This is a genomic window from Priestia sp. P5_B4 (assembly GCF_056400385.1).
Map to the genome: position 1 here is coordinate 17371 of NZ_JBFULJ010000023.1, position 12326 is coordinate 29696.

Below are 12326 nucleotides of genomic sequence, written 5' to 3' on the forward strand. Positions count from 1 at the left end.
AAAAAGGTATTTTTATAGCGAAAAAGACCCTTTACTTTCTCTTTAAATTCCAGCATATTTATACATATAATATTTTTGTAATTTAATAGACATATTGGAAAAATAAACACGGAACATTTACATAATTAGGGGGATTTATTAATGAAAAAAAGGCAGCTCGCTTTATCTCTAGGCGCCATTGTTGGCGGGACATTCTTATATCAAGCTTCAGCTGAAGCATCTGCTTCAACTGTTCAAGTAAAAGCTGGAGATACACTTTGGTCATTATCTACCAAATACCATACAACGGTAGAAGCTTTAAAAAGCGTAAATAAGTTAGCTTCAAATACAATTCACATAGGACAAACGTTATCGATTCCTTCTGCTTCAACCTCTCAACCATCTAATAAGGAAGAAAAGCCTTCAGCTCCTGCTACTGGTTCGACCTATAAAGTTCAAAGCGGCGATACCCTTTGGAAAGTTGCTACTCGTTTTAATATGAGCGTAGAAGAATTAAAACGTTTGAACGCTCTTTCTTCTAACATTATTTATATTAACCAAACGTTAAAAGTAAATGGAAGCAATAGCGCATCGACTCCAACTACGAGTAAACCAGCAGAAACTCCTTCTAAGGATGCAAACGGAACTTACAAAGTTCAGCGTGGAGATAGCCTATCTAAAATAGCTTCGACATTTCACATGAGCGTGAGTGAGCTAAAACAAATAAACGGATTAACATCTAATACGATTTATGTAAATCAACAATTAAAGGTATCAAAAAGCAGCCAAACAACTACGCCAACAACAAAACCAAGTACATCCACACCTTCAACTTCTAACGGAACATTAAATGTATCGCAAATGATTTCAGATGCAAAACGTTATATAGGTGTTCCTTACAGATGGGGTGGCACAACTCCTTCTGGTTTTGACTGCAGCGGATTCATTTATTACGTAACGAAACAACAAATTTCTACAACGCGCTATACGACGGCTGGTTATTGGAGTGTATCAACACCCGTCAGTAATCCACAGCCTGGAGACTTAGTGTTTTTTAATACATATTCTAGCGGTCCTACACATATGGGCATTTACCTTGGTAATCGTCAATTTATTCATGCTGGATCTTCTACGGGTGTAACCATTGCAAGCTTAGATAACAGCTACTGGAGCAAGCGCTACTTAGGTGCAAAAAGATTTTCTAAATAATTGATAGAAGCTGAAACAAAAGTATTTTAGTTGAAGGAAGATCCGAACGAGTTTGATTCTTGATGGAGAATCAAACTCGTTCGGATTTTTTCATTGGTAGGGTCGACGTAGGTTTCATATATGTAGGTGCTTCTAGCTGTTGAGCGGAGGGCAAAGCGAAGACTCCTGCGAGAAAAGCAGAATAGATGAAACCGCGCGCAAGTGACGAGGAGGCTCATCAGCCGTCCGCGGAAAGCGAAGCCTTGCACGGAAATCAACAGTGGTGTAACAAATRATCCATACTAGCTCATCCCATTTGTTTGTCTTTAGATTGCATTAATTCAGTTATGTCTCAATCTCTTATATACAGAAAAAAACCGTTAAATGATTTAACGGCTGAAATAGAGGAATAGTTCGGGGATAGTGAATACTTTAATTTTCTCTCTTGATAACATAGAAAGAGCCTTGCTCTTAAAAAGGATCTATCTTCTATTATGATAGATAAGAGGAATTAAAACCTTAGCTGAACTAATCACCCCCTTTCATACTAGATAACTTTATTCTTCTTGTTGATTTAAATCAAATGAAGAAAAACCGGATGGCTTTCCACTTAAAAACTTAACAGCATCAGCCACAACGTCGGTCATATATACTCGTTGCTGAAGATTATTTTCAAATGTGCGCGTTTGTACACGCCCTACTACACCTACAACCGCTCCTTTATCACAGTAAGCAGCCGTATTTTCTGCATTTTTTCTCCACAGAGTAATGTTGACAAAATCAGCATCATATTCACCTTCAACATTTCGAAACGTTCGATTAATTGCTAAAGTAATAGTAGATACTGCAATCCCTTCATGGGTATATCGAAGCTCAGGTTTTTTTGTCAGTCTTCCTACAAGAACAATATGGTTAATCATAGTCTACCACTCCAACTGATTGAATAATGGGAATCTTTAAGCTCATTCATGTTATAATATGGATAACCTACTATTTACGTAAAGGAGGAAACATCAATGAAAACATTTAAACTTGTGTCATTTCAATTGGTTGATGATCAAGAAAAGCGTCAGTCTGTCTCACTCACTAATGGCCTTATTATTAATAAAGAAGACGGCGAAAATAACTGGATTTTAGAAGCAGTTATCGATAAGAAATGGTACGATGAATTTCATGTTTTGTTGAAAGATAAACAAAAAATGACGGTAGAAGCTAAAATTACGAAAGAAACAAATGATCCGGCTACCTTTATAGCTACCGTGGCTTCCATTACTTCAATTGGTGAAAATCGTATTAGTTTGTTGATGAAAGGTGTTTTAAAAGAACGGAGACTTCATTATGCTGAAATGCTCTTAGAGGATTTAATTAACCAAGGGTTATCAGGTCAAGATTTACTTCAACAGTTCAAACTGCAGCTTCGAAACAGACCGATAAAAAGTACATCTAAAAAATAAGTCAAGTCATCTCAAGGTGTCTGGATTTAAAAGAGAGGATTATTGTTTGCGGTCTTTTTCGTTGGTGCATGAGAAGGGTAAAGAAAAGAGAACTGACTAGAGAGGTACCTTTCTTTTTTTCCTAAAAATAAATGAGCACAATTAGAACGTTTGAAGCGATTATCTCTTATGCGAGTGCCTTGCCTTTTCAAATAAAAATTTGTCATTTTTTCACTCCTTTTTCTTTGTAATTCGTATATTAATGCATTTTTCCCCGTTATTCAACCATTTTTTTCAATATACCGAACAAAAAATAGGATTTTTTTACTATAAAAAACCTTTATTTTTGTTCTTTTTTTTATATCCAGGCAGAAAAATGAATCTTTTTAGAGAAAAAAAAGAAATAAAAACAGGTTTTATTCCCTTTATTGCAGAAGGTAAAGTGTATATGTTTCATATTGTGCGAATTTAGCATATTACAAAGAATATGAACTACATTCGAACAATAAGACATATATTTATCTTTACGAAATCAGGTGATGCATATGAAGGATTTTGGAGAAAGAATTAAGCAGTTCAGACTAAAAGGAGGATTTTCACAAGAAGAATTAGCAAATCAGTTGAATGTTTCTCGTACAACTATTTCAAAATGGGAATGTTCAAAACAAACGCCTTCCATTTTTGATTTTTTATCTCTATGTAATTGTTTTCAAATTACGCTGGACCAACTTATTGAGCCTTCCTCTTATAAACAAGATCATTTACATGACTTCCAACTTCTTTACTTAAAAAGAAAATGTGAATCGGATTCACACGACGAGACCATTTTAACCCTCATAGATAAACAGCCCTTATTGAAACATGTGCTCTTACAATTTTCATCTCTGTCATCAACACTTCAAAAAGAGTTGCTAACGGATATTATACCTTTATTAAAGAAACTTTTTTCTGCTTTGCAGCGCCAATAAAAAAAGCTGCATCAGCAGCTCTTATGTACTATTCTTTTTTATCGCCTAAAGCAAACATAATATCTGTTTCGCAGACTAACTCTCCATCTACAGTTGCGATACCTTTTCCTTTGCCAATAGATCCACGCGCACGTACAATTTCAACCTCTAAACGCAGTTGATCACCAGGTCTTACTTGCTTTTTAAAGCGGCAGTTGTCAATGCCTGCAAAAAATGCTAAACGTCCTTGATTTTCTTCTTTTTTTAGCATAGCTACTGCTCCTACCTGAGCCAAAGCTTCTACAATTAAAACTCCTGGCATCACAGGATAGTCAGGGAAATGCCCGTTAAAAAATTCTTCATTGGCAGATACGTTTTTTAAACCAACTGCTTTTTTTCCCTCTTCCACTTCTAAAATACGATCGACCAATAAAAATGGATATCGGTGTGGAATAATTTCTTTAATTTGTTCAATATCAAGCATAAATAAGTCTCCTTTCAAACCGCATGTAACATACGATACTATTATCAATATACAGAATGCTCAATTGAGAAGCAACTACTTGCTTAAGCTCTGATCCCATTAACTAAGCCCATCATTTGATCTGCAATTGAAATAGAGCGGGAATTAAATTGATACGCACGTTGAGCAATGGACATATCAGTAAGTTCTTTACTCAAATCTACATTTGACTGTTCCAATTTCCCTTGCTCTACGCCTGCTGTTTCTCGAGCTCTTCCAGTCAAATCTGTAAACATATTCGGTTGGTTCATCCCTGCTGGAAAGGCAAATAGATTTTCTCCTTTAGCTTCGAGCACCTGCGGCTTTTGGACATTTGTTAACCCAAGTGTAAACTGGTCAACACCCTTATTCATAGTAACCGTTATCGTTCCACTTCCATCAATTTGTATATCTTTGAACGCGTTACTGAAAATAATAGCCTGACCATTTTCCCCCAGCACATCCTGACCAGAACCGTTTACTAATTTAACATTGTTCGGGCCTTCAGGGCTAAGATGAAAAGAACCATCTCTCGTATATTGTACAGGCTGTTGGGAATCGTTTACGGCAACTTGAAAATAAACGTTTGGATTTGATGCAGCTATATCTAATAGTTTATCTGTATTCTGAAAAGCACCTTGCGTCATATTCAAGCTCGTTTGATCTAAATAAGCGCCTGTGCCTTGCCGAATTCCAGCTGGCGTAAGCCGCTTTTCTGTTCCCTTATCTTCTTGATTGTTTACTTGTTGATACAGCATATCATTAAATGAAGCATCTCTCGCTTTATATCCTGTCGTATTTGTATTAGATAGATTATGACCAATGACATCAAGCTGCTGCTGCAGCTGTCCCATCGTATTGGCCGCTGTTATCATTGTACGGTTCATCCTTCTCATCTCCCCTGTTGCTTTTAGCGCACACGCCCAATTTCATTTGCCGCTTTATCCATGCTTCTATCGTAAGCTTGCATTATTTTTTGATTTGCCTCAAAAGCTCTGTAAGCCGTTAGTAAATCAGTCATACTTTGAGCAGCATCTACATTGGAACGTTCAACAAATCCTTGCTTTAACTGATAAGAAATGCCTGGATTATTTCTTGCTGAAGGCAAGGGCTGATTGTTCAGCGTTTCATACAATCCATTCCCTGCCTTTTTAATCGTTTGTAAGTCACTAGCATAAGCAATATCGATTTGTGCGACCTGCTGATTATTTTCCGTTACGTTACCTTGTGAATCAACTGTAAAGTTTTCACTTTTTAGTTGAATTGGTTGATTATTTGTATTTAATACATAAGCTCCGGTAGACGTAGTTAAAAACCCTTCCTGACCTAATGTAAAATTACTGTTTCTTGTATATTGAGGCGTATTATCAGGGCTTTGTACCACAAAAAATAGTCCGCCCTCTTTTGTAGGCATATTTTGCTCCATCAATGCAATATCAGTTGATTGAGACGTTTGCTGAAGATCACCTTGTATAAAATTTGGAACTGTTTCTTGCATATACACGCCCGTATTAATCGTACCTATTTCTTTTTTGTTCTGAACAGAGATGCTACGGTCAGTAGGTAAATCTTCAGATTCCATTCGCTGCAGCAACATATCAGGAAATGCCTTTAACGTACCTTGATCTGCTTTAAATCCTGGCGTATTAGCATTTGCTATGTTATTCGTTAATAAGTCAGTTTGACGCTGTTGAGACAGCATACCCGCCGCTGCCGTGTAAAACCCTTTAAACATACTTCATCCTCCTTACAAGTAAACGTTGCTCGTTATAGCCAGCTCACAGAGTATAATAGATAAAAGAAGAGACTCCTCTGTATGAAACGAGCCAATAGAGGAGTCTTCATTTATTTAAACAATATTGCGACGAGATAGTTTATCAATATTATCGAGCATAATACCTGTTCCAACAGCTACACAACCCATTGGATTTTCTGCAATTAGCACAGGCACCTTTAATTCTTCCGCTAACAGCTGGTCCATACCGTGAAGCAATGCTCCACCGCCAGTTAAAATAACGCCTCTGTCTATAATATCGGCAGAAAGTTCAGGAGGTGTACGCTCTAATACACTTTTCGAAGCTTGTACAATGACGCTGACAGACTCTCTAAGTGCCTCCTCTACTTCTTCAGAATAAACAGTAATCGTACGAGGTAGGCCTGAAACCATGTCTCGCCCTCGAATGTCCAGCTCTTCATTACGAGCTTTAGGAAACACCGTACCAATTTTCACTTTAATTTCTTCTGCTGTACGCTCTCCGATTAAGAGCTTATATTTTTGCTTAATGTACTGCAAAATTTCGGCATCAAAACGATCACCAGCCATCTTAATAGAAGCTGCTGTTACGATATCGCCCATTGAAAGGACGGCCACATCGGTTGTACCTCCACCAATATCTACGACCATATTTCCGCTCGGCTGAAAGATATCCATTCCAGCGCCAATTGCCGCGACTTTTGGTTCTTCTTCCAAATAAATGGTTTTTCCACCGCTCTTTTCAGCAGCTTCGCGAATGGCTTTTTGTTCAACAGAGGTAATATTTGTTGGACAACAAATTAAAATGCGAGGCTTGGATAAAAAACCTTTTACATTTAATTTGTTAATAAAGTGTTTGAGCATAGACTCTGTAATTTCGAAGTCAGCGATAACACCATCTTTTAAGGGACGAATGGCAATAATATTACTGGGCGTTCTTCCTACCATACGTCTCGCTTCTTCCCCTACTGCTAGCACTCTATTTGTATTTTTATCAATCGCCACAACAGACGGTTCATTTAACACAATTCCTTTGCCTTTAACGTGAATTAAGACGTTAGCTGTACCTAAATCGATACCAATGTCTTTTGCTAACATACCTTAAATCCTCCTTCTATTTACATATCTTTGCATGATAACCATTCTTTTTTCCTAATTTACTATTTTATCACAATTTGTATATGTATGTTGTTATTAGCAAAAATATTTATTATATACCTATTTTATCCAAAAAATAAAATGCCCTATACTACCTCTATAAAAAAGGCAATATTGGGCATTTTTTCATTTTACAGTTTCTTCTTCCTTTTTGTACTTTAATTTTGTTGCTTCTCCTCCACGCAAATGCCGAATAGATTTATGATAATCAAGAATTTCTTTTACTTCATTTGCTAACTCAGGATTTATTTCTGGTAGACGCTCTGTTAAATCTTTATGGAYAGTACTTTTCGAAACGCCAAATTCTTTCGCAATTACACGAACTGTTTTCTTTGTTTCTACAATATACTTTCCAATCTTGATAGTTCTCTCTTTGATGTAATCGTGCACACTACTCGCCCTCCCCAAATTGGATATGAGAAGTATCCAAGGGAATGTATATATTATCCCTTTTCTAACATTCTCTTTATAGGTTTGTAACAGTTTATTAGCTTGTGTGCAGATATATGCTAGAAAAGTCAGTAAGGACAAGTGATTTCTTATATTTTTTTGAAAATTTAGTGTTTTTTATTTACTTTTTTAACATAATGCATCTCATTTTAGAAAAATTCATAAAAAAAGAAGCTCGATTTTATCCAGCTTCTTTTCGTATTTATGGTCTTGCCTTATGCATTTGGTTTAGACGTATCTGTTGAAGGGTGTTTTGAATCTTTATCTTCTTTAGTCTTTTCATCAGATGATTTTTCACTATCCTTTGATTCTTCAGAAGAAGAGTCGTCTTTTGGTTCTGTCACTTCAGCTGCTTTGACTTCTTTGATAGAACTAACAGATTTTCCAAAATAACTGCTTGGATTAATTGCTACACCATCTTTACGAACTTCAAAATGTACATGTGTTTTTGCTTCTTGATTATATAAGCTTTTTCCAGCTTTTGCGATCGTTTGGCCTTGCTTAACAATATCTCCTACTTCTACATCAGCTTTCTCAAGAGATTGATACTGTGTGACTAAACCATCTTTGTGATCAATTTCTACTACATAACCTAGTAAAGGATCTTTTGTTGCTTTTGTTACTGTACCGCTAGCTGCTGCTACAACATMAAATGATTTATCTCCCTTAACAGCTAAGTCAACACCTGTGTTTGGATGATACGTATTGTTGTAGAAAACTAGTGCTTCTTCTTGCTGTTTTTCAGATGCTTGATCGTCGTAGAAAGGCTTTTTCACGATAGCTGATGCTTCACTAGCAACTGGCATTTTTAAATTTTCAAGCGAAGCATTTACCTCTACAGCGTCGTCTCGATAAGCCGTACCGTCTTGGCTATAGCCGCTTTTGTCTTCTTTGCTAATATCGTTTCCATTAGCTTGAAACCAAAGGACTGCTGTAAGAATAATTGCTGCACTCGCTAAATAGATAGCCGGGAACACCCAACGCTTTCTAACTAATTTTTGAACTTTCGATTTTGGAGAAGTACGTTTCTTTTCTTCCTCTCTCATATATCATCACCTCAGCAATCAGTCTGAACACAATTGAATGAATATATACACAGCGATAAAAAATTTTTTTCGATTATTTTTCAACAGATGAATCTAAAATATACATTTTATTTAAAAAAAGTGAAAAACATAAAAAAAGACCCTGCTATAAGGGTCTTTTAATTAGCGTTTAGCTGTCAATTGTGCAACAAACTGATCGTTAGGGGTAATCGCAACACCTGTATAATAATGAGTAACAATATCTTTATAGGTTTTTCCTTCTAGTGCCATACCATTTGCTCCGTACTGACTCATCCCAATACCATGTCCATATCCTTTTGTGTTGATGATAATTTCATTACCTTTTTTTGTCCAATGAAAGTCGGCTGAGGATAAACCCAGTTTTTCCCGAACATCTTTTCCCGACAGTTCTTTACCGTTTATTTTTACGTAATCTACGCGCTGCCCCGGCGTTCTAGAGACGATTTCACCTACTGATCCACTGTTTGTTAATTTCACTCCAAGCCTCTGTTCAAAGCTAGCAACAGACATTACTTTCTGATTTGTAAATTCAGGGGACTTTTTATCCCATGGACTAGCTACACTTTTTAGATAAGGAATGGAATTCTTCCAATATGCTTCTGAGTTTTCAGTGTAACCATTGCTGGTAGAAAAGAACGTAGCATTAATTGGCTTATTTTTATACGTAAGAATTTGACCTTGGGTGTCCTTCACTGCTTCTTGAATTTTTTTGATTTTCCAATCATAGTCTTTGTTCCATCTGCTTCTTAGCTCATCTTTATTTAAATATACTTGGTACTCTACGGTATCAGTCACATCCGCTCCTTGGGGAAGATGACTATTTCCATTCATCATAGTTTGCACAATATAGGTTCTGGCTGCCAAACTTTGAGCCTTAAGTGCTTCAAGCTCAAAAGTAGCAGGCATTTCAGCTGCTACTACCCCTACAAGATAGTCTTCGAGCGGCAGTTTTTCTACTTTTTTCGTTTCCGTACGATAAACACTGACGTCAAGAGGAGACGCTGTCACTTTTTGTAGTTTTTCGGTTTTTGGGGTCTGTTTGACATTTTCATGTAGCTTTCCATCTGTCTTTTCAGTAAAAGGAACAACGAGAAGTGTTGGGATGAGTAACACAACGAAAAAAAAGATGACTCCTAGTACGACGATTGGCTTTGCTTGTTTCATGAACGCCTAGCCTCCATATCTATTATTTTGACAAGGAACACCTATATCCCTATATTCCATATGTATGGAGGTGGACAACCTTTTATGACAGCAAACCGGCCATAAGGGTCGTCCAACGACAAAAAAAGCATCTCGCTATGAGATGCTTTTTTTATGACATATTTACTTGACGTCTGAAGCCTGTTGAGTTTGTTCTACTTGCTTTGTTTCATCATTTACACGTTCAATATCAGCGCCTAAAGCGGCTAATTTATTGTGGAAATTTACATAACCACGATCAAGGTGTTTTAATTCCGTTACACGTGTATAGCCGTCTGCTACAAGTCCTGCTAATGTTAACGCTGCTGCTGCACGAAGATCTGTTGCTGCTACTTCAGCGCCTTGTAGTTGAGTAGGTCCGTTAATAATAACAGAGCGCCCTTCAATTTTAATATCAGCGTTCATGCGGCGAAACTCTTCTACGTGCATAAAGCGGTTTTCAAAAACTGTTTCTGTAATCATACTTGTGCCTTCTGCTGCTAATAATAATGCCATCATTTGAGATTGCATATCCGTAGGGAACCCTGGATGAGGCATTGTTTTAATATCTACTGATTTTAGCTTTTCAGGTCCTACAACACGTAAGCCGTCGCCTTCTTCAGTAATTTCAACACCCATTTCTTCCATTTTAGCAACAAGGGAACTGATGTGCTCTGCTACTGCACCGCGTACAAGTACGTTTCCACCTGTAATAGCTGCTGCTACCATGAATGTTCCAGCTTCGATACGATCTGGAATAATTGCATGTTCTGCACCATATAATTTATTAACACCTTCAATACGGATCGTACCAGTTCCTGCACCGCGAACTTTAGCGCCCATTGCGTTTAAGAAGTTTGCTAAATCGACAATCTCAGGTTCTTTTGCTACGTTTTCCATAATTGTAGTGCCTTCCGCTAATGCTGCTGCCATCATAATATTTTCTGTGGCACCTACACTTGGGAAGTCTAAATAAATTTTAGCACCTTTTAGTCTTCCTTCAACTTTTGCATCAATAAAACCATTTCCTACTTGAACTTTAGCACCCATTGCTTCAAAGCCTTTAAGATGCTGATCAATCGGTCTTGATCCAATTGCACATCCGCCAGGTAAAGCTACACGAGCCTCACCTGTACGCGCCAATAAAGGACCCATTACAAGTACTGAAGCGCGCATTTTTCTTACATATTCAAAAGGTGCATCTGTTTTTAACTCTCTTGATGCATCTACAACTACACGATTTGTTTCAAAATCTACTTCTGCATTCAGATGTCTTAAAACTTCGCCAATCGTAAATACATCGGAGAGAGCTGGTACATCATTTAGAATTGTTTTTCCTTCACTAGCTAATAAGGTTGCAGTGATAATAGGTAAAACGGCGTTTTTTGCTCCTTCAACTTTAACTGTACCGCTTAATCTATTTCCACCGCGGACGATGATTTTTTCCAAGGTATTCCCCTCCGCGTCCATTTTCTCTATATTAATATTCAGACGTAATGATAGGTGTGCCAACAACTATGGTTGTTTGACCGCCCATTCTTGTCTTGCGTAATGCAATTTGTAAGTTCATTTCCTGCTTTTTCGTTTGAAGAGCTTCTTTCCACAGTCCAGTATATGCTGAAACAGAGGTAAATGACTCTTCCACTAGAGATTCCACTGGTTTAGCATTGAAAGCTCGTAATAGGTCTTGAATTTCAACAGACAAAACACTTTCCATCTTATCATTGATTTCCCCAGTTGCACAAGAGAAAATTATGGGTTCTGATAGGAAAATTTTTTCATAATTTGTCTGAAATACATTTTGAAAATGGGTCATATTTTTTTCTTTCAAACCTTGTCCCGTTACATGATACGATATGTACGCATTGCTGTGTTCATCGATCGCATAAGTTAACAGAATGACTTCGTTCACATCTTCACTTTTGCGTGTACCTATTGCTTTCCATAGGTCTCTTTCCCTCTTCACTTCCCATTTAAAACCTCTAAAATTACTTTTAATACTTTTAGCTTGCGAATAAAAGGTTTTTTGGTCAGTAACAGCTTTTACTTCTTCTCTTGCATACAACGATACTTCAGTTAACGAAACATGCTGCTTATTTAAGGTGTGAACAATCTTCTCAATAGTAGTTTCATTGTTTTGGGCATTGCTCACATAACTTCCATGATATACGAATAAGCCAGTAATGAAAATAGCCAAAAAGACACTAATTTTTTTAAACATTTCGCCACTCCCTCTCCGTACTCATCAGTCTTTCCAGAAGGCGATGATACATACATGAAAAGGGTCGTCATATTTAGACATAGCGACATACATTAGCGTATAAATTCGTATATCTTCAATGAATGAACGCCTATTTTATCATAGACTCATAGCTTGCCAATCATTGAAAAAATGAGGGAATGCGCTGTGACCAAAATAAATAATCCAAAAAGAAATTACTTACTGTTGATGAAATCGTAATGGTCAATAAAATAAGCATTAATTTTGCTTGAAACACATGATTAGGTTTCATCAGCTTTTCAATTTGAAAGCCTTGCAAAGCATACCAAGTAATCACAATAAAAATCAAATGTGAAATCATGGTTAGTAACGTTTGCTGTTCAATTCCTCCAAACAATAAAAGCACTCCTTTTAAACACCATATGAAAAGAAGAGACGATCATCGT

At 37.0% G+C, this 12326-nt stretch carries 14 protein-coding genes; 3 read left to right on the forward strand and 11 right to left on the reverse strand.

Annotated elements, in window-relative coordinates; translation table 11 throughout:
- Window positions 1–141: 141 nt before the first annotated feature.
- Entirely contained in the window at window positions 142–1188 is a 1047-nt protein-coding gene (locus AC1DRF_RS05075; protein WP_230184029.1) for a C40 family peptidase, read from the forward strand.
- A gap of 536 nt (window positions 1189–1724) precedes the next feature.
- Here the strand turns inward: AC1DRF_RS05075 and ssb are convergent.
- The gene (ssb, locus tag AC1DRF_RS05080; protein ID WP_427076633.1) at window positions 1725–2087 is read right to left on the reverse strand and encodes a single-stranded DNA-binding protein; all 363 of its coding nucleotides are present in this window, start codon (window positions 2085–2087) and stop codon (window positions 1725–1727) included.
- 96 nt (window positions 2088–2183) lie between these two features.
- Between ssb and AC1DRF_RS05085 the strand changes: the two genes are divergently transcribed.
- Entirely contained in the window at window positions 2184–2621 is a 438-nt protein-coding gene (locus AC1DRF_RS05085) for a YwpF-like family protein (RefSeq protein WP_014457773.1), read from the forward strand.
- A gap of 524 nt (window positions 2622–3145) precedes the next feature.
- The gene (locus AC1DRF_RS05090) at window positions 3146–3568 is read left to right on the forward strand and encodes a helix-turn-helix domain-containing protein (protein ID WP_230184030.1); all 423 of its coding nucleotides are present in this window, start codon (window positions 3146–3148) and stop codon (window positions 3566–3568) included.
- A gap of 28 nt (window positions 3569–3596) precedes the next feature.
- On the opposite strand, the gene fabZ is transcribed toward AC1DRF_RS05090, so the two are convergent.
- From fabZ to AC1DRF_RS05140, 10 genes are all read right to left on the reverse strand, one after another.
- Complete coding sequence (gene fabZ, locus AC1DRF_RS05095; RefSeq protein WP_013059788.1) at window positions 3597–4031, reverse strand: 3-hydroxyacyl-ACP dehydratase FabZ; 435 nt, start codon at window positions 4029–4031, stop codon at window positions 3597–3599.
- An 83-nt stretch (window positions 4032–4114) separates the two neighbouring features.
- A complete protein-coding gene (locus tag AC1DRF_RS05100) occupies window positions 4115–4936 on the reverse strand; it encodes a flagellar hook-basal body protein (protein WP_477740394.1) in 822 nt (273 codons plus the stop codon).
- Window positions 4937–4959: 23 nt separating this feature from the next.
- Window positions 4960–5784: a flagellar hook-basal body protein gene (locus AC1DRF_RS05105; protein WP_230184032.1), complete on the reverse strand. Its 825-nt coding sequence runs from the start codon at window positions 5782–5784 to the stop codon at window positions 4960–4962.
- A gap of 114 nt (window positions 5785–5898) precedes the next feature.
- On the reverse strand, window positions 5899–6900 hold the full coding sequence (gene mreB / locus AC1DRF_RS05110; protein ID WP_013085455.1) for a rod shape-determining protein: 1002 nt from the start codon (window positions 6898–6900) through the stop codon (window positions 5899–5901).
- Between the two features lie 186 nt (window positions 6901–7086).
- Entirely contained in the window at window positions 7087–7350 is a 264-nt protein-coding gene (spoIIID, locus tag AC1DRF_RS05115) for a sporulation transcriptional regulator SpoIIID (RefSeq protein WP_477740395.1), read from the reverse strand.
- A gap of 275 nt (window positions 7351–7625) precedes the next feature.
- On the reverse strand, window positions 7626–8456 hold the full coding sequence (locus tag AC1DRF_RS05120) for a peptidoglycan DD-metalloendopeptidase family protein (protein WP_477740396.1): 831 nt from the start codon (window positions 8454–8456) through the stop codon (window positions 7626–7628).
- A gap of 162 nt (window positions 8457–8618) precedes the next feature.
- Complete coding sequence (gene spoIID / locus AC1DRF_RS05125) at window positions 8619–9641, reverse strand: stage II sporulation protein D (RefSeq protein WP_013059794.1); 1023 nt, start codon at window positions 9639–9641, stop codon at window positions 8619–8621.
- Between the two features lie 162 nt (window positions 9642–9803).
- Window positions 9804–11108 carry a UDP-N-acetylglucosamine 1-carboxyvinyltransferase gene (gene murA / locus AC1DRF_RS05130; RefSeq protein WP_013085458.1) on the reverse strand — a complete coding sequence of 435 codons (1305 nt, stop codon included), beginning with the start codon at window positions 11106–11108 and terminating at the stop codon, window positions 9804–9806.
- 31 nt (window positions 11109–11139) lie between these two features.
- Window positions 11140–11880: a YwmB family TATA-box binding protein gene (locus AC1DRF_RS05135; RefSeq protein ID WP_013059796.1), complete on the reverse strand. Its 741-nt coding sequence runs from the start codon at window positions 11878–11880 to the stop codon at window positions 11140–11142.
- A 160-nt stretch (window positions 11881–12040) separates the two neighbouring features.
- Window positions 12041–12277 carry a DUF1146 family protein gene (locus AC1DRF_RS05140; protein ID WP_013059797.1) on the reverse strand — a complete coding sequence of 79 codons (237 nt, stop codon included), beginning with the start codon at window positions 12275–12277 and terminating at the stop codon, window positions 12041–12043.
- Window positions 12278–12326 lie beyond the last annotated feature (49 nt).

What these genes read in the sequence shown, in the direction of transcription:
- AC1DRF_RS05105 (WP_230184032.1), bottom strand. Translation starts at nt 5,784, where the DNA reads ATGTTTAAAGGGTTTTACACGGCAGCGGCGGGTATGCTGTCTCAACAG.
- AC1DRF_RS05085 (WP_014457773.1), top strand. Translation starts at nt 2,184, where the DNA reads ATGAAAACATTTAAACTTGTGTCATTTCAATTGGTTGATGATCAAGAA.
- fabZ (WP_013059788.1), bottom strand. Translation starts at nt 4,031, where the DNA reads ATGCTTGATATTGAACAAATTAAAGAAATTATTCCACACCGATATCCA.
- AC1DRF_RS05090 (WP_230184030.1), top strand. Translation starts at nt 3,146, where the DNA reads ATGAAGGATTTTGGAGAAAGAATTAAGCAGTTCAGACTAAAAGGAGGA.
- mreB (WP_013085455.1), bottom strand. Translation starts at nt 6,900, where the DNA reads ATGTTAGCAAAAGACATTGGTATCGATTTAGGTACAGCTAACGTCTTA.
- ssb (WP_427076633.1), bottom strand. Translation starts at nt 2,087, where the DNA reads ATGATTAACCATATTGTTCTTGTAGGAAGACTGACAAAAAAACCTGAG.
- spoIID (WP_013059794.1), bottom strand. Translation starts at nt 9,641, where the DNA reads ATGAAACAAGCAAAGCCAATCGTCGTACTAGGAGTCATCTTTTTTTTC.
- AC1DRF_RS05075 (WP_230184029.1), top strand. Translation starts at nt 142, where the DNA reads ATGAAAAAAAGGCAGCTCGCTTTATCTCTAGGCGCCATTGTTGGCGGG.
- AC1DRF_RS05135 (WP_013059796.1), bottom strand. Translation starts at nt 11,880, where the DNA reads ATGTTTAAAAAAATTAGTGTCTTTTTGGCTATTTTCATTACTGGCTTA.
- AC1DRF_RS05100 (WP_477740394.1), bottom strand. Translation starts at nt 4,936, where the DNA reads ATGAACCGTACAATGATAACAGCGGCCAATACGATGGGACAGCTGCAG.